Origin of the sequence: Nevskia sp. (assembly GCF_021732705.1) — a bacterium.
Lineage (GTDB): Bacteria > Pseudomonadota > Gammaproteobacteria > Nevskiales > Nevskiaceae > Nevskia.
Genome location: NZ_JAKFUM010000010.1, coordinates 480,698 through 497,450 on the forward strand (window position 1 = coordinate 480,698; position 16,753 = coordinate 497,450).

General features: G+C 69.1%; 17 protein-coding genes. 8 read left to right on the top strand and 9 right to left on the bottom strand.

The annotated features are described in order from the left end of the window. Positions 1–30 precede the first annotated feature (30 nt). From murA to QZ951_RS13605, 3 genes are all read left to right on the top strand, one after another. A complete protein-coding gene (gene murA / locus QZ951_RS13595) occupies positions 31–1,290 on the top strand; it encodes a UDP-N-acetylglucosamine 1-carboxyvinyltransferase (protein ID WP_293001353.1) in 1,260 nt (419 codons plus the stop codon). Between the two features lie 144 nt (positions 1,291–1,434). Then, positions 1,435–3,030 (top strand): NYN domain-containing protein, encoded by a 1,596-nt coding sequence (locus tag QZ951_RS13600; protein ID WP_293001355.1) that lies wholly within the window; start codon positions 1,435–1,437, stop codon positions 3,028–3,030. A 265-nt stretch (positions 3,031–3,295) separates the two neighbouring features. Continuing rightward, entirely contained in the window at positions 3,296–4,138 is an 843-nt protein-coding gene (locus QZ951_RS13605; RefSeq protein ID WP_293001357.1) for a lysozyme, read from the top strand. Between the two features lie 60 nt (positions 4,139–4,198). Here QZ951_RS13605 and eutC read toward each other — a convergent pair whose 3' ends face one another. From eutC to QZ951_RS13620, 3 genes are read right to left on the bottom strand one after another with little or no spacing between them, the layout of a single operon-like run. Next, entirely contained in the window at positions 4,199–4,990 is a 792-nt protein-coding gene (gene eutC / locus QZ951_RS13610) for an ethanolamine ammonia-lyase subunit EutC (protein WP_293001359.1), read from the bottom strand. Continuing rightward, positions 4,987–6,381 (bottom strand): ethanolamine ammonia-lyase subunit EutB, encoded by a 1,395-nt coding sequence (locus QZ951_RS13615; protein WP_293001361.1) that lies wholly within the window; start codon positions 6,379–6,381, stop codon positions 4,987–4,989. The genes eutC and QZ951_RS13615 overlap by 4 nt, the downstream gene beginning before the upstream one ends. Before the next feature lie 4 nt (positions 6,382–6,385). After that, the gene (locus QZ951_RS13620) at positions 6,386–7,060 is read right to left on the bottom strand and encodes a glutathione S-transferase family protein (protein ID WP_293001363.1); all 675 of its coding nucleotides are present in this window, start codon (positions 7,058–7,060) and stop codon (positions 6,386–6,388) included. A 361-nt stretch (positions 7,061–7,421) separates the two neighbouring features. On the opposite strand from QZ951_RS13620, the gene hisG reads away from it, so the two are divergent. The 5 genes from hisG (at position 7,422) to QZ951_RS13645 (ending at position 11,680) form a co-directional block, all read left to right on the top strand. Beyond that, positions 7,422–8,069 (top strand): ATP phosphoribosyltransferase, encoded by a 648-nt coding sequence (gene hisG / locus QZ951_RS13625; protein ID WP_293001365.1) that lies wholly within the window; start codon positions 7,422–7,424, stop codon positions 8,067–8,069. Continuing rightward, a complete protein-coding gene (hisD, locus tag QZ951_RS13630) occupies positions 8,062–9,363 on the top strand; it encodes a histidinol dehydrogenase (RefSeq protein WP_366943907.1) in 1,302 nt (433 codons plus the stop codon). The genes hisG and hisD overlap by 8 nt, the downstream gene beginning before the upstream one ends. Before the next feature lie 322 nt (positions 9,364–9,685). Then, entirely contained in the window at positions 9,686–10,288 is a 603-nt protein-coding gene (locus QZ951_RS13635; RefSeq protein WP_293001367.1) for a hypothetical protein, read from the top strand. A gap of 190 nt (positions 10,289–10,478) precedes the next feature. Further along, positions 10,479–10,805 (top strand): ComEA family DNA-binding protein, encoded by a 327-nt coding sequence (locus QZ951_RS13640; protein ID WP_293001369.1) that lies wholly within the window; start codon positions 10,479–10,481, stop codon positions 10,803–10,805. Positions 10,806–10,906: 101 nt separating this feature from the next. Then, positions 10,907–11,680: a cyclic nucleotide-binding domain-containing protein gene (locus QZ951_RS13645; protein ID WP_293001371.1), complete on the top strand. Its 774-nt coding sequence runs from the start codon at positions 10,907–10,909 to the stop codon at positions 11,678–11,680. 42 nt (positions 11,681–11,722) lie between these two features. On the opposite strand, the gene rlmH is transcribed toward QZ951_RS13645, so the two are convergent. From rlmH to QZ951_RS13675, 6 genes are all read right to left on the bottom strand, one after another. Beyond that, positions 11,723–12,190: a 23S rRNA (pseudouridine(1915)-N(3))-methyltransferase RlmH gene (gene rlmH, locus QZ951_RS13650; protein ID WP_293001373.1), complete on the bottom strand. Its 468-nt coding sequence runs from the start codon at positions 12,188–12,190 to the stop codon at positions 11,723–11,725. A 64-nt stretch (positions 12,191–12,254) separates the two neighbouring features. After that, entirely contained in the window at positions 12,255–12,644 is a 390-nt protein-coding gene (rsfS, locus tag QZ951_RS13655; protein ID WP_293001375.1) for a ribosome silencing factor, read from the bottom strand. Next, complete coding sequence (gene nadD / locus QZ951_RS13660; protein WP_293001377.1) at positions 12,637–13,311, bottom strand: nicotinate-nucleotide adenylyltransferase; 675 nt, start codon at positions 13,309–13,311, stop codon at positions 12,637–12,639. Before nadD ends, rsfS begins: the two co-directional genes overlap by 8 nt. 152 nt (positions 13,312–13,463) lie before the next feature. Further along, positions 13,464–14,699 carry a glutamate-5-semialdehyde dehydrogenase gene (locus tag QZ951_RS13665; RefSeq protein ID WP_366943924.1) on the bottom strand — a complete coding sequence of 412 codons (1,236 nt, stop codon included), beginning with the start codon at positions 14,697–14,699 and terminating at the stop codon, positions 13,464–13,466. 65 nt (positions 14,700–14,764) lie between these two features. Next, positions 14,765–15,802 carry a DNA polymerase III subunit delta gene (holA, locus tag QZ951_RS13670; RefSeq protein ID WP_293001381.1) on the bottom strand — a complete coding sequence of 346 codons (1,038 nt, stop codon included), beginning with the start codon at positions 15,800–15,802 and terminating at the stop codon, positions 14,765–14,767. A 22-nt stretch (positions 15,803–15,824) separates the two neighbouring features. Beyond that, entirely contained in the window at positions 15,825–16,727 is a 903-nt protein-coding gene (locus tag QZ951_RS13675; RefSeq protein WP_293001383.1) for an alpha/beta hydrolase, read from the bottom strand. Positions 16,728–16,753: the final 26 nt, after the last annotated feature.

The following is a 16,753-nucleotide window of genomic DNA, read 5'->3' on the forward strand; positions in this document are numbered from 1 at the left end:
GCCCGCGCAGTTCGTCCTCACGAGAGTTGAATGGACAAATTCCTGATTGAAGGCAACGGCCCGCTGACCGGCGAAGTCGCTGCCAGCGGCGCCAAGAACGCCGCGCTGCCGATCCTCTGCGCGAGCCTGCTGACCGACGACGAGCTGCGCCTGTCGAACGTGCCGGACCTGCACGACGTGGTGACGACCAAGAAGCTGCTCGCGCAGATGGGGGTTGCAGTCGCAAGCCCCGGCCCGGGCCTGTTCGCGGCGACCGCGCGCGGCATCACCACCTGTGTCGCGCCGTACGAGCTGGTGAAGACCATGCGCGCGTCGATCCTCGTGCTCGGCCCGCTGCTGGCCAAGCGCGGCCACGCCGAAGTGTCGCTGCCCGGCGGCTGCGCCATCGGCGCGCGTCCGGTCGATCTGCACCTGATGGGCCTGAAGGCGATGGGTGCCGAGATCACGCTCGAAGACGGCTTCATCAAGGCCCGCGCCACGCGGCTCAAGGGCGCGCGCATCTACTTCGACACGGTCACCGTCACCGGCACCGAGAACCTGCTGATGGCCGCGGTGCTGGCCGATGGCGAAACGGTGCTGGAGAACGCCGCGCGGGAGCCGGAGATCGTCGATCTCGCGAACTGCCTGACGGCGATGGGCGCGAAGATCAGCGGCGCCGGTACCGGCACCATCGTCGTGCAGGGCGTGCGTGATCTGCATGGTGCCGATCACCGCGTGATTCCGGATCGCATCGAAGGCGGCACCTTTCTCGTGGCCGCGGCGATCACCCGCGGCCGCGTCCGGCTGACGAAGACCGATCCGAACGCGCTCGACGCAGTGATCGTGAAACTCCAGCAGGCGGGCGCGAAAGTGGCGACCGGCGCGGACTGGATCGACGTCGACATGCGCCATCAGCGTCCGCATTCGGTGAACCTGCACACGATGGCGCACCCGGGTTTCCCGACCGACATGCAGGCGCAGTTCATGGCGCTGGACTGCTACGCCGATGGCGTCGGCACGATCCGCGAAACGATCTTCGAGAACCGCTTCATGCACGCGCAGGAGCTGCTGCGCCTGGGCGCGGACATCCGCATCGAAGGCAATACCGCCATCGTCACCGGCCGCGAGAAGCTCAAGGGTGCGCCGGTGATGGCCACCGATCTGCGCGCGTCCGCCGCGCTGGTGCTCGCCGCGATCGCCGCCGAAGGCACAACGAAGATCGACCGCGTGTACCACATCGACCGCGGCTACGAGCACATCGAGGAAAAGCTCGGCGCGCTCGGCGCCCGGATCGCACGGGTCAAGGACTGATCGCGCCGCCCGGTCGCCGATCGGCCGGGCCGCATCCCGCATTCGGCAGGCTCGGTCGCATCGCAGGTTCGACGCGACTACCCTGCCGTCATCCGTTGTTTCGGCACCGCCTCGGTGCCCTGAAGTCATGCCCCGGAACCGGCCATGGAAACCTCCCCCCAAGCCCAGCTCGCCGTCCTGATCGACGCCGACAACGCCAACGCCAAGCGCATCGACGGCCTGCTGGCGGAAGTCGCCAAGTACGGCCGCGCCACGACCAAGCGCGCCTATGGCGACTGGACCACGCAGAACCTCGGCAGCTGGAAGCAGACCCTGGCGCGACACGCGATCCAGCCGATGCAGCAGTTCAGCAACACCAAGGGCAAGAACTCGACCGACAGCGCGCTGATCATCGACGCGATGGATCTGCTGTACACCGAGCGCTTCGACGGTTTCTGCATCGTTTCCAGCGACAGCGACTTCACCCGTCTGGCCTCGCGCATCCGCGAATCCGGCCTGACCGTCTACGGCTTCGGCGAGCGCAAGACGCCGCAACCGTTCGTGCGCGCCTGCGACCGCTTCATCTATGTCGAAGTGCTGCGTGACGGCGAGCCGGACACGGTCGACGAGCCGACGCCGCGCGCCGCCGATCGCAATCGTCAGCCGACGCCGAAGCCCGCGGCGCCAAGCCCGGCCGCGTCCAATCCGTCGGCCGCACCGGCACCGAAGCCGGCACAGAAACCGGCCGAGGCCAGCGCCGACGAGCGCCCGGCGCGCGGCGCGCCGATCGACGATCCGGCGCTGCTCGGCCCGCTGTGCGCGGCCGTGGCCGATGCCGGCGACGAGGATGGCTGGGCCGGTCTCGGCGCGGTCGGCAGCCTGCTCGGCAAGCGCATGCCGGAGTTCGATCCGCGCAACTACGGCCGCAAGAAGCTCAGCGATCTGGTTGCCGCGATCGCGCTGTTCGAGGTCGAGGAGCGCGGCGAACCGGGTCGCTCGCGGGCACTGTACGTGCGCGAGAAGCGCGTGCGCGACGGCGAGCGCAAGGCCGAGCCGCGCCATGATGTGAAGCCGGACGCGCGGCCGGCAGCAAAGCATGAGCCGCGTCCCGAGGCTCGCCCGGCCGTCGCGCCGACAGCGACGGCGGCCAGCGCCGACGCCAGCGAGGCGCGACCGGCCGCGCCCGCACCGGTCGCATCGCCCGTGGTGGCCAGCACATCGACACCGGCGGCAGCGCCCGCACCGGCCGCGCGGCCGACGCCGATTCCGCCGTCGCGTCATGACCCGCGTCCGCCGCAGATGCCGCGCGCCGCGCCGACCGCAGCCCAGCAGCAGGCACCGGACTGGGCGCCACGACGCGATGTCCGCCTGCCGGCCTGGGCCGAGCCCAAGCTGCCTGCCGCATCGGCCCCGTCGCCGGCCGCCGCAGCACCCGCGCAAACGGCATCGGCTCCGGTCCCGGCGCCCATGCCAACGCCGGCGGCGCCCGCCGGTCTTCCGCCAGCACCGGCGGTCGCGCCGCCAGCGCCGGCCCCGGTGCCTGCCGCAACCGCTGCGGAAAAGCCCGCCGCGCGCCCGCCGCGCAAGGCCGCGGCGAAGAAGGCGGCACCGGTGGCAGCGGATGCACAACCGGTGTCGACGCCCGAAGCATCGGCAGCCGTCAGGCCCAAGGCCCGCCCGCGCAAGCCGAGCGACGCCGGTGCCGCCGCGCCCGCAGCGGGCAAGGCGGTGAAGTCGACCGCCGCGAAACCGAAAGCCTGATCGGCAGCGCGCGCCGGCCATCGACGGTCGGCGCGCACGCGGCCCGCGGGCGACGCCGCCGCATCTGCAGCGGTGCCTTTCACACAGCGCTGATCATTGTCAACGAAACATGAATGCGTCGCGCGTACGATCGACGGCACGCGAGGCACAAAACCCGCCCGCGCATCCGTAGACCGGGCGCGAGTCACTGTCCTTCCAGCCGCGCCGGTCCCCACGCGAACCCGCAGTGCGCGGGCTTGCTCATGCAGCACAGGGAGTGGCAGCGATGACGCAACGAAAAGGGCGAATCTCGAAGACAAGGGCGCTGGCGATGGCCGCGACGGCGGCGGCATTGGCCGTGCTGCCGGCACAGGCCGATCTGGCTCGGCTGCTCGACTACCTGCAGGTCGGCGATCATGCGATGGGCTCGCAGATCCGGAAGCACGAAGGCATCGGCAAGTACGAGGAGTCGGACCTGCTGGTGCTGAATGCGACCTCGTCGGTACCGGGCATGGATGTCAGCCGCTATCAGGGTAACGTCAACTGGCAGGCGGCGTACAACAACGGTGCGCGCTTCGCGTACATCAAGGCGACCGAGCGCAACAACTACGTCAACCCGTACTTCGCGCAGCAGTACAACGGCTCGTACAACGTCGGCATGATTCGCGGCGCGTATCACTTCGCCATTCCGAGCGCGACCTCGGGCACGGTGCAGGCGAACTACTTCGTCGATCACGGCGGCGGCTGGTCGGCCGATGGCAAGACGCTGCCGGGTGCGCTGGACATCGAATACAACCCATACAGCGGCGGCACCTGCTACGGCCTGAGCCAGCAGGCAATGGTCAACTGGATCAACGCGTTCTCGACCCGCTACTACCAGCGCACCGGCCGCTATCCGACGATCTACACCAGCACCAGCTGGTGGTCGCAGTGCACCGGCAATCTCGGCAACTTCTCCAGCACCAACCCGCTGTGGGTCGCCCGCTATTCGTCGAGCGTCGGCACCTTGCCGTATCCGTGGGGCATCTACACGTTCTGGCAGTTCTCGGATTCCGGCACCTTCCCCGGCGATCAGAACCGCTTCAACGGCGCCTATTCGCGGCTGCAGGTGCTGGCCCGCGGCGGCTGATCCCCAGGCTCGATTTCTGGGCTTGGCGCGCGGTTCCCGGCCGGAACCGCGCGCCATTCTTCATCGGCTGCCGGGCATCGCGGGAACCGTCGCGGCTGGATCGATCCGCAGCGTCACGCCGCTGATCCGATTGGCGAACGCGGCCGCGAGCAGCGCGGCCAGCTGCCGTGCCGCCTCGGCCGCCGGGAGGCCTTCGGGCCGGATGTTCGACAGGCAGTTGCGCTCGGCATCGGTGCGGCCGACCTTCGGCGCGAACGTGACATAGGCCCCGAGACTGTCGGCCGACGACAGGCCCGGCCGCTCGCCGATCAGGCAGACCACCAGCCGTGCCGACAGCGTCTCGGCGATCTCGTCGGCCAGCGCCACGCGCGCCTGAGTTGCGATCACCAGCGGGCCGATGCGCAGGCCCGCGAGCATCGGCAACAGTGCCGCGAGCAAGGCGGCGGCATGACGCTGCGGCGCCAGCGCCGACAGGCCGTCACCGATGACGAACAGCACGTCCGGCGCGCTCGCGCGAGCCGCGGCTTCGGCGGCCAGCGCAGCGCGCGACACGGCATCGAGCCGGCGTCCCCAGTCCGGCCGCGCCAGATAGGCGCTGCGGCTGGCCGCGGCACTGGCGACGGTGAGCAGCGGCAGACCGAGCGAGGCCAGATCGCTCGCGAGCTGTGCGACATCGAGCGCGGCATGCACGGCATCGCGTGCCTGGGCATGCGCCACGCCGAACGCCAGCACCTCGCGCGTCGGCAGGCTGGCACCGCTGCGGCCGAGCGCGATGCGCGCAACGGTGTGGGACTGCAGCTCGGCCCACGGATCGCGTGGAATGCCGTTGCGCGCGCGGTCGAGATCGCTCATCGCGGGGCGTCGTCGATCGCCGACAGCAGCGGCAGCGCCAGCGATTCGCGCGCATCGCGCAGCCGGCCTCGATCATCGATCAGCCGCATCCGCTGCAGCCACTGCTCGAACTCCGGCGCGTGGCGCAGGCCGAGCGTTTCGCGCAGGTACAGGCCATCGTGAAAGCTCGTGCTCTGGTAGCCGAGCATGATGTCGTCGGCACCCGGCACGCCCATCACGTAGTTGACGCCGGCCGCGCCCAGCAGGGTCAGCAGCGTGTCCATGTCGTCCTGATCGGCCTCGGCATGGTTGGTGTAGCAGACGTCCACGCCCATCGGCAGGCCGAGCAGCTTGCCGCAGAAGTGATCCTCCAGCCCGGCGCGGATGATCTGCTTGGCATCGAACAGATACTCCGGCCCGATGAAGCCGACCACGCTGTTGACCAACAGCGGCGCATGCGCGCGGCAGACGGCATAGGCGCGGGCTTCGCAGGTCTGCTGATCGAGACCGTGGTGGGCGTTGGCCGAGAGTGCCGCGCCCTGCCCGGTCTCGAAGTACATGACGTTGTCGCCCACCGTGCCGCGCTTCAGGCTCCGCGCGGCATCCTGCGCTTCGCGCAGCAGGGCCAGCGAGATGCCGAAGCTCGTGTTCAGCGCTTCGCTGCCGCCGACCGACTGGAACACCAGATCGACCGGCGCGCCATGCTCGATCGCGTCGATCTGCCGCGTGACGTGGGCCAGCACGCAGCTCTGCGTCGGAATGCCGTGGCGGCTGATCAGCGCGTCGAGCAGGTCCCACAGCGCGCGCAGCTTGCGCGGCTCGTCGCTCGCCGGGTTGATGCCGATGCAGGCGTCGCCGGCGCCGTACAGCAGACCGTCGAGCGTCGACGCGAGGATGCCGCGGGCATCGTCGGACGGATGGTTCGGCTGCAGCCGGATCGCCAGCCGGCCGGGCAGGCCGATGGTCGAGCGGAAGGCGGTCACCACGCGGCACTTGCGGGCCGCGAGAATCAGATCCTGATTGCGCATCAGCTTGGAAACCGCCGCGGCCATTTCCGGCGTGATGCCGGGTGCGGCGGCGGTCAGCGCCTCGGTCGTCGCGGCATCGGACAGCAGCCAGTCGCGAAAAGCCCCGACGGTCAGGCTGCGCAGCGGCGCGAACGCGGCGGCATCGTGCGAATCGACGATCAGGCGCGTGACCTCGTCGCGCTCGTAAGGAATCAGCGGCTCGTCGAGAAACGCGGTGAGCGGGACATCGGCCAGGGCGATGCGCGCCGCCATCCGCTCCTCGGCGCTGGCGGCGGCAACCCCGGCCAGCGCATCGCCCGACCGCATCGGCGATGCCTTGGCCAGCAATTCGGCGAGGCCCTCGAAGGCATGGCTGCGAACGCCGATGGCAACGCGATGGCGCATGGAATCAGAGCGCGCCGGGTGGCTCTGCCCGTCTGTCGGCATAGGGCTCGTCGGCCGCGATCCATTCCCGCTCGCTGGCCGCGGCGGCGTTCCATGCGACCATCGCCGGCAGCGCCTGCACCGCCTCGACATAGCGCTGGCACGGCGGCGGCAGCGGCACGGCGTAGGTGACGAAGCGCGAGGTGACCGGCGCGTAGAAGGCATCGGCGATCGAGAACGCGCCGAACAGGAACGGGCCGCCGCTGGCCAGCAGCGCTTCGTTCCACAGTTCGACGATGCGGGCGACATCGGCCATCGCCGCCGGCGTCTGGCCCTTGCCCGGCAGCCGGCTGCGGCAGTTCATCGGCATGGTCCGGCGCAGCGCGGTGAAGCCGCTGTGCATCTCGCTGACGATCGACCGCGCGCGGGCGCGCAGCGCCGGATGCTGCGGCCACAGCGCGCGCTCCGGGAAGCGCTCGGCGGTGTATTCGCAGATCGCCAGCGAATCCCAGATCGTCAGGTCGCCATCGATCAGCACCGGCACGCGGGCCGTCGGCGAGACCGCCAGCAGCCGCGCGCGCGTCTCCGGCTCGTCGAGCGGAATGCGGATTTCGTCGAACGGAATGTCGGCCACGCGCAGCGCCAGCCATGGCCGCAGCGACCACGACGAATAGTTCTTGTTGCCGATCACCAGTTTCATCACGAGAGGCTGTCCATGCTGGCGCTCAGCCCGCGCCGGGCTTGAGGATCTGCACGCGCGGTGCCAATCCGTTCGCGCCGTCACGATAGACCCTTTGTTCTGTACCTGCAAGGCGCGGGAGCCGCTGCGGCACGACGGCGGCCGATGCTGCCCGCGGGATCCCAGCGTCGGCAGAAGGCCAGATGGCACGCGAGCGCTCCGGAACGGCGTGCCGCGACGCGCGGAGGCTGGATCGATGCAGCAATCGTGTCGGCGCCATGGTCGGCTCGCCATGCGGCGCCATGCCGGACCGGGCCTGAGCGGCGGCTCGAAAAGGTAGAATTGCGCCCGCTCATCCCAGCCCACACCTGTCGCGTCGCTCATGACCGCCTTGACCTTGGCCCTGTCCAAGGGCCGCATCCTCGATGACTGCCTGCCGCTGCTGACTGCGGTGGGCATTGCTCCGGCGGTGGATGCCGGCCGCCTGCTGCGCATCCCGACGCAGGACCCGGGCGTGGAACTGCTCGAGATCCGCCCGACCGACGTGCCGACCTATGTCGAATACGGCGCGGCCGATCTCGGCATCGTCGGCAAGGACATCCTGCTCGAACACGGCGGCGGTGCGCTGTACGAGCCGCTGGACCTCGGCATCGCCATCTGCCGCCTCAGTGTCGCCACCAAGAACGATTCGCCGCTGGTCGCCAATCCGCGTCATGGCTTCGGCCGCCGTCTGCGCGTGGCGACCAAGTATCCGGAAGTCACGCGGCGCTACTACGCCTCGCTGGGCGAGCAGGTCGAAGTGATCAAGCTGTACGGCTCGATGGAGCTGGCACCGCTGGTGGGTCTGGCCGATGTCATCGTCGATCTCGTCGCCACCGGCGGCACCCTGCGCGCCAACGGGCTGGTCGAGATCGAAACCATTTTCACGTCGAGCGCGCGCCTCGTGGTCAACAAGGCGGCGATGAAGATGAAGCACGCCGCGATCCGTTCGCTGCTCGACCGTTTCAGCGGAGCCGTCGCGAATGTCTGACCTCACGATCAACCGGCTCGATTCGCGGACTGCCGACTTCGAAGCCCGCCTGGCCGAACTGCTGGACCGCGCGCCGGAGGCCGACCCGACCGTCACCGCCGTGGTCGCCGACATCATCGCGGCGATCCGCAGTCGCGGTGATGACGCGCTGGTCGAGTACACCAATCGCTTCGACCGCCGCAGCGTCGCCTCCGCAGCCGAACTGGAGATTCCGAAGGCCGCCCGCGAAGCCGCATGGCAATCGCTGGCACCGCAACTGCGTGCCGCGCTGGAGGCCGCCGCCGAACGCATCCGCGCTTACGCGCTGCATCAGCGACTCGACAGCTGGGAGTTCACCGATGCCCACGGCAATCGTCTGGGCCAGAAGGTGACGCCGATGGACCGCGCCGGCCTGTACGTGCCGGGCGGCAAAGCCGCGTATCCGTCCAGCGTGCTGATGAACGCGATTCCGGCGAAGGTGGCCGGCGTCGGCGAACTGGTGATGGTGGTGCCGGCCAGCGGTGGCGAGGTCAACCCGGTGGTGCTCGGTGCCGCGCATCTCGCCGGTGTCGACCGCGTGTTCACGATTGGTGGTGCGCAGGCCGTGGCCGCGCTTGCCTACGGCACGCGGACGATTCCGGCCGTCGACAAGATCGTCGGCCCCGGCAACTCGTACGTTGCCGCGGCGAAGCGGCTGGTGTTCGGCAAGGTCGGAATCGATTCGATCGCCGGCCCGAGCGAGATCGCCATCGTCAGCGACGGCAAGACCGATCCGCGCTGGATCGCGATGGACCTGTTCTCGCAGGCCGAGCACGACGAAGTGGCGCAGAGCATCCTGATCTCGCCGGACGCCGCGCACCTCGATGCGGTGCTCGCCGCGATGAACGCGCGCCTGGCCGAACTGCCGCGCGCCGACATCGTCCGGCAGTCGATCGCCGGCCGCGGCGCGCTGATCCTCGTGCGCGATCTCGACGAAGCCGCCGACGTCGCCAACCGCATCGCCGCCGAGCATCTGGAACTGTCGGTCGAAGACCCGCGTGCGCTGCTCGACAAGATCCGCCACGCCGGTGCCGTGTTCCTCGGCCGCCACGCGCCGGAAGCCTTCGGCGACTACTGCGCCGGCCCGAACCACGTGCTGCCGACCAGCCGCGCCGCGCGCTTCAGCAACCCGCTCGGCGTCTACGAATTCCAGAAGCGGTCGAGCCTGATCGAGGTCACGCCGGCCGGCGCCAAGGTGCTGGCTGGCATCGCCGGCACCATCGCCGACGCCGAAGGCCTGCAGGCGCATGCGGCCAGTGCGCGGGATCGCGGGTAGCGAGACCACCCACAGCGGTCCGAAGGGCCGCGGGCGACAACCGCCTCGTGACACCGTGCCTGAGCGCCGATCGCGACCGGTGACGCCGCAAAGGGCGCGTGGCACTCTCTGCGCGCATGCATCGCAGGGATCGCCGAATCATGATTGCTTCACGTCCTCTCCATCGGGTGCCCCCCGTGCCCCGCCGCGCTCGCTCTGATCGCCACGGCGACGTCGGCCACCGACTGGAAACGGGTTCGCCGAAGTCTCGGGTGACGGGTCGTGGCCTTCGCAACATGATCCCTGGCCGTCCGGATTCGGCCGTGATCGCGGCGCGGCGGCCATGAGTCTGCCGCCCGACCTGCCGCTGCCGCGCAGGAGTCGGCGGCGCGGGATCGATGGCATGCTCGCGTTCAGCGTCATCGTGATCTCGTTGAGCTCGATGTTCATTGCCCTGCGGCAGAGCCGCGTGATGGAGCAGCAGCTCGAGGCGAGCGTCTGGCCCTACGTCGAGTTCGACAACAGCAACTACGACGGCCAGCGCAAGGAACAGGCGATCTCCCTGTCGATTGGTAATGTCGGCGTGGGGCCCGCGCGGATCGTGGCGCTGGCGATGCGCTACGAGAACACCCCAGTCACCGGCTGGAAAAGCCTGTTCGATGCCTGCTGCAATCCGGAACAGCGGCCGGTCAGCAATATCCTGAGCAGCGGCGCGATCGGCCGCGTGCTGCCGGCCGGCGGCACCATTTCTCTGTTCCGGCTGACGCGCTCGCCGGACGACGAAGCCGTGTGGTCGAAGCTGAACACGGCCCGTTTCCGCATCACCGGCACCATCTGCTACTGCTCGGTATTCGACTCGTGCTGGACCCGCGATCTGCGAAGCGACGCCGCGGCGCCGGTCGCGAACTGCCAGACCATCGCCGCCCTGCCGCAGTACCGCGAGTGACCGGCACGGCTGCAGCGTGACGGCAGTCACACACGCTTTCGGATCGGCCGAACCCTGTGATTTAACGCACGGAATCTTGGGGTGGACATCGCGATAGTGTTGTTGCGGCGCAAGGATGCGACCCCGCGGCAAGAACGCTCGATGCGACGCAATCCCTCTTGCTTGATCTCACCTACATGGAGTTCGTGACATGAACATGCTCAAAGCCCTGCTGGCTGGCTTCGCCCTGACCTTTGCCTCCGCCACCTGGGCGGCCTCGGTCGACATCAACACCGCCGATGCCAAGGCGCTCGAATCGCTTGATGGTGTCGGCCCGTCGAAGGCGCAGGCCATCGTCAAGTTCCGCGCCAAGAACGGCGCGTTCAAGTCGGTCGACGATCTGGAAAAGGTGCCGGGCATCGGCGCGGCGACGATCGCGAAGAACCGCGATAATCTGACCGTCAGCGGCGGCAAGGCGTCGAAGGCCGACAAGGCTGCCGCGAAGAAGGATGGCAAGAAGGACGCTGCCAAGGATTGATCGAACCGACCCGCGGCAGGTTCGTGATCTCCGAGACCGACACGCGCCTGCCGCTGATCCGGCAGGCGCCCGATCCACCGCCCTGCCACGCTCCGACCACCATGACGGCATCGACTTCCGCTGCACCCGGTGATCCGGATGCCGACGGCGACCTCACCCGCGCTGGAACCGACACGCTGACGGTCGGCGACCTCAGCGATGCCGCGGCCTGCTGGATGACGCGGATGCTGCAGAACCCGCTGTTCCAGCGGCTGTCGCCCGCCCACTTGCAGGCGCTGTTCCGGCGCATGACCGGCATCGATTTCGCAGCCGGCGAGGTCGTGGTGCGTCAGGGCGAACCGGGCGACTACTGCTATTTCATCGTCGATGGCCGCTGCGAGATCGTCCATGAAGGACGCCGCGCGCCGCCGCTGCTGCTGGCGGAACTGTCGTCCGGCGACTGCTTCGGCGAAGACGCCCTGATCTCCGATCTGCCGCGCAGCGCCACCGTCACCATGCGCACCGCGGGCCGCCTGATGCGGCTGTCGCGTGCCGATTTCATCGACCTGATCAGCGGGCCGATGATGCTGCGACTGAACCACGCCGATGCCGCGGCCCGCATCGGTGATGACACCGCCGACTGGCTCGACGTGCGTCCGAAGCGCGAGTTCGACCTTGGCCATCTGCCCGGCAGCGTCAACCTGCCGCTGATACTGCTGCGCCTGAAATGCGCGGTGCTCGATCACCGTCGCTTGCAGATCTGCGTCTGCGATACCGGCCAGCGCAGCGCGGTGGCCGCCTTCGTGCTCAGTCAGCGCGGCTTCGATACCGCCGTGCTCGATGGCGGGCTGGATCGGCTTGATCCCGCGCTGCTCAAGCGCTCGTCCGGCTACTGAGCGACCGACGCCGCATTGCCGATCGGCCGCGCGCAGCCCGCGTCAGGCCCGGTGATACGGGTGATTGTTCAGCAGGCTCCAGGCCCGATACAGCTGCTCGGCCACGATCACGCGGACCAGCGCGTGCGGAAACGTGATCTTCGCCAGCGACCACTTGGCTTCCGCCTTCGCCAGCACGGCCGGCGCATGGCCGTCGGGTCCGCCGATCAGCAGCGCGATGTCACGGCCGTCCTGCATCCAGCCCTTGAGCGCCTTCGACCAGCCCGTGGTGTCCGGCTGCACGCCGTGCTCGTCGAACGCGATGATCCGGGACTCGCCGGCCGCCTTCAGCAGGCGCTCGCCTTCGGCCTCACGCAGACGCGGGATGTCGGCGTTCTTGCCGCGATGCTCGACCGGCAGCTCGACCAGTTCCAGCTTCAGTTCGCGCGGCAGGCGCGCGGCGTAGTCCTCGTAGCCGGCCGTGACCCAGTCCGGCATGCGGGTGCCGATCGCGATCAGACGGATGCGCATGTCAGCGTCCCGGATCGATGGCCGCTGCCACCCGGTCCGGCTGGTGCCCGTACGTCAGGCGGCTTCAGGCGCTGCGCGCCATCGGCTCGCGCTGCTGGAAATCCCACAGCTTCTCGAGCTGATAGAACGCCCGCGACTGCGCCTGCATCACGTGAACGATGACGCCGCCGAGGTTGACCAGCACCCACTCGCCCTCGTTCAGGCCTTCGACGCCGATCGGGCGGTAGCCGCCTTCCTTGGCCTTGTCGATGACGTTGTGGGCGAGCGACGCCGCATGCCGGTTCGACGTGCCGGTGGCGATCACCATGATGTCGGTGATCGTGGTCAGCTTGGAAACATCGAGCACCTTGATATCGACTGCTTTGAGGTCTTCGAGGGCTGAGACAGCCAGGGCACCGAGGTCTGCGGAGGGAGCGGCAGACCGGGCGGCGGTTTCGTTCGAGCGTTCAGTCATGGGCAGGGTCTTCATCAAGTGTGAGTAGGCGAACATCCTCTGGGGTCAGGGAACGGATCACGGCGTCAGGCACCAGACCGCGAACACTGCGGCCGGCTTGCAGCAATTGTCGGACTCGGGTAGACGAGATCGCCAGCGGCGGCACGCTGACCGGCAGCCACCACCCGGCGGCGCGCTGGTGCAACGCGTCGATCGATGGCGCCTTCCGGCCGCGCAGGAACGCGGCCAGCTCGGCCGACGGCGCCGGCGGCTCGTACGGGCGCTCGACGAACACGAGGTTGGCGAGCTCGAACAGCTCGCGCCAGCGATGCCAGGTGTGCAACTGGTTCGCGGCATCGTCGCCGAGCAGCAGCATCAGCGGCGTGTCCGGATGCTCGGCCTTCAGCTCCGCGAGCGTGTCGTAGGTGTACGACGGCACGCCGCTGGCGGCGAGTCGGCGCACTTCGCGCGCGTCGACGGTCAGGCCGGGCTCGTCGCCCACGCCCAGGCGCACCCACTCCAGCCGCCGCTCGGCACTGACGCCGGGCGCGGCGCGATGCGGCGGCCGGGCGCTCGGAATGACGAGGACTTCGGACAGGCCGAGCTTCTCGCGCAGTTCGATCGCGAGCCGCAGATGGCCGTTGTGAATCGGTGCGAAGGTGCCGCCGAAGACGCCGGTGGCGCTCATTCGTCAGGCGTCAGCGGTGCGGCGCGAGGTAGAACGACGACGGCACGCACGCTCGGCTTGTGGCGCTTCGCGTCGGCACGTCGGACAACTGTCATGGAGCGATCGCTGCGGCAATACGCCTCAAGCCTCACGCCGGACGCCTCACGATCGCGTTACCGGACATTGCCATCGCCGAGCACGACCCACTTCACCGAAGTCAGGCCTTCGAGACCGACCGGGCCACGAGCGTGGAACTTGTCGGTCGAGATGCCGATCTCGGCACCGAGGCCGTACTCGTAGCCATCGGCGAAGCGCGTGGAGGCATTGACCATCACCGAGCTCGAATCGACTTCGCGCAGGAAGCGGCGCGCCTTCGTGTAGTTCTCGGTGACGATGGCATCGGTGTGCGCCGAGCCATGGCGGGCGATGTGATCCATCGCGTCGTCGAGGCCGTCGACGATCTTCACGGCGAGGATGGGTGCCAGGAATTCGGTATCCCAGTCGGCGGCCGTCGCCGGCTTCGCCTGCGGCAGGATCTGGCGCGTGCGCTCGCAGCCGCGCAGCTCGACGCCATGGCCGCTGTAGATGGGTGCCAGCTCCGGCAGCACGCGCGCGGCGATCGGCGCATCGACCAGCAGCGTTTCCATCGTGTTGCAGGTGCCGTAGCGCTGGGTCTTGGCGTTGACGGCGATCGCGATGGCCTTTTCCAGATCGGCTTCGGCATCGACGAACACGTGGCAGTTGCCGTCCAGATGCTTGATCACCGGCACCCGGGCATGTTCGGAAATGAACGCGACGAGACCCTTGCCGCCGCGCGGAATGATCACGTCGATCGCATCCGGCATCGCCAGCATCGCCGCGACGGCGGCACGGTCGGTGGTGTCGACCACCTGCACGGCGTCCGGCGGCAGGCCGGCGGACTTCAGCGCGCGGGCGATGCAGCGGGCGATCGCCTGATTGCTGTGCAGCGCTTCGGAGCCGCCGCGCAGCACGCAGGCGTTGCCGGACTTCAGGCACAGCGACGCGGCATCGGCCGTCACGTTCGGACGCGATTCATAGATGATGCCGACCACGCCGAGCGGCACGCGCATCTTGCCGACCTGGATGCCGGACGGGCGCAGCTTCAGGTCGAACATCTCGCCGACCGGATCCGGCAGCGCGGCGACCTGACGCACACCGTCAGCCATCGCCGAAATGCGGGCCGGGGTCAGTTCCAGGCGCTCGACCATCGCTTCGTCGAGCCTGGCTTCGCGCGCGGCGCGCAGGTCGAGCTGATTGGCGTCGAGGATCGCGGCGGCATCGGCTTCGATGACATCGGCCAGTGCGAACAGCGCGGCGTTCTTCTCGCCGGTGCTGGCCTTGGCGATGGCGCGCGCAGCGCTGCGGGCGCGCTTGCCGACTTCGTGCATGTACCGCGTGATCGCGTCGACGCTGTCGCCGGCGCCGCGCTTGAATTCCTTGTGGGTTGCCGCCGTCATCGCCTTGCTGGTGCCGCCTTTCGCTTCGCTGCACCGCTTGCAGCCAAGGTCAATGTTAACAACTCTTCCCAGGCTTGCGGCTGGGCCTGGCTGCGCTTGGCCAGCACGTCGATCTGGCCGCACTTGCGCAGCCAGCCGAGCACCTGATTCGGCGATGCGCGCTCCACCGCCTTCGTGTACGCCGGCTGATTGGCCTTGTGGATGCGCGCCGCCTCGACCGCCGCCGCCGCAGTGCCGGTGCGGGCCTTCAGCGCCGTGGCAGCCGCGAGCTGCCGCAGGCCGAGCGCCAGCATCAGCGTGATCGGCACGATGTCCAGCCCCTCGCCGCGCAGCAGTTCGAGGCCGCGCACCGCCCCGCGGGCATCGCCGGCCATGATCCGGTTGATCCAGCCGAAGACGTCGAGATGCGCCGAATCGGCCACCGCGGCCTCGATCGCGTCGACGTCGAGACGGCTGCCCTTGCCCTGCAACAGCAGCAGCTTCTGCACTTCCTGCTGGGCAGCGAGCAGATTGCCTTCGGTGCGGTCCGCGAGCAGGCGGATCGCGTCGGCATCGGCCTCCAGCCCCGCGGCCTTCAGCCGCGCGCCGATCCACGCCGGCAGCTCGGCCGGCTTGACCGGCTCGAAATATAGGCTGGCGCCGGCGGCTTCGAGTGCGGCGAACCAGCCGCCGCTGCGCGTGCGCCATTCGAGCTTGTTGACGTGGACCAGCAGCAGCACGTCGCGCGGCGGCGACGCGGCGAGCTGCTGCAGGATCTTGCCGCCGGCGACGTCGGGGGCGGCGTGCAGGCGCAGCTCGACGATGCGCAGGCTTGCGAACAGCGACATCGCGTTGCAGGCGTCATGCAGGCGATTCCACTCGAAGCCCTTTTCGGCATCGAGCACTTCACGCTCGGAATAGCCTTTCGCGCGCGCGCTGACACGGATCGCGTCGAGCGCTTCCTGCGCCAGCAGCGGCTCCTCGCCGCCGACGACGTACAGCGGCGCCAGCCCTTTCTGCAGCGCGCCGGGCAGCTGCGACAGGCTCAGGCGCACGCGCGGACTCGGCCGGGGTCGATCACGACGCGAGAAACGCCGCGATGCGCGCGGCGGTTTCGGCCGGCGCGTCGAAGTGCAGCATGTGGCCGGCGTCGGCAATCACCTCGACCCGATGGCGACGGAAGCACTCGGCCCGCGCGGCGCGCTGTTCCGGCGGAATGGTGAGCTGCGAGCGGCCGGCATCGATGAAGATCGTGTCGGCGGTGATCTCGCGCCAGACCGCATTGGAATCGGCCGCGTGATACAGCCCGGGGCCATGGCGGCGATGCTTCGGATCGGCACACAGCGTGATCCGGCCGCGGCCGTCCTCGCGCGACCAGCAGCGGGCGACGAAGCGGGCGTGCTCGGGATTCAGCTGCGGATGCTGCAGGCGCACGCGCTCGGCGAGGAATTCGAGCGACGGATAGCTGCGCTCGGACAGCGGTTCGCGCAGCTGGTCCAGCCAGTGGCGGAAGCGCTTCGGCGCCCGTTCGGACGGCATGTCCGGCAGCGTCACGGCATCGAGCAGCAGCAGCTTCTCGACCCGCGCCGGACGCAGGCCGGCATACAGGCTGACGATCTGGGCGCCCATGCTGTGGCCGATCAGGGTCAGCGGCGCGGTCGCCGAGTAATGGTCGACGATCGCTTCGAGATCGGCCACGTAGTCCTGAAACCAGTAGCCATCCTGCGGCCATTCGGTGTGGCCGAAGCCGCGCCAGTCCTGCGCGATGACCTGCCAGCGACCATCGGTCTGCGCCATCAGCGCAGCCACCAGCGGCTCGAAAGTCGCGGAGACATCGAGGTAGCCGTGGCCGAGGAACAGGATCGGCCGATCCGGCGCGCCCCAGCGGCGCAGGTGGTGGCGCAGGCCGCGCGCGTGCAGGAACTCGGACCGGCTGGTCGAGCGGAAATTCGAGTGGGAATTGGGGATCGGCAAGCTCATGCGGCCATTATCGCAGCGCCGCCGCC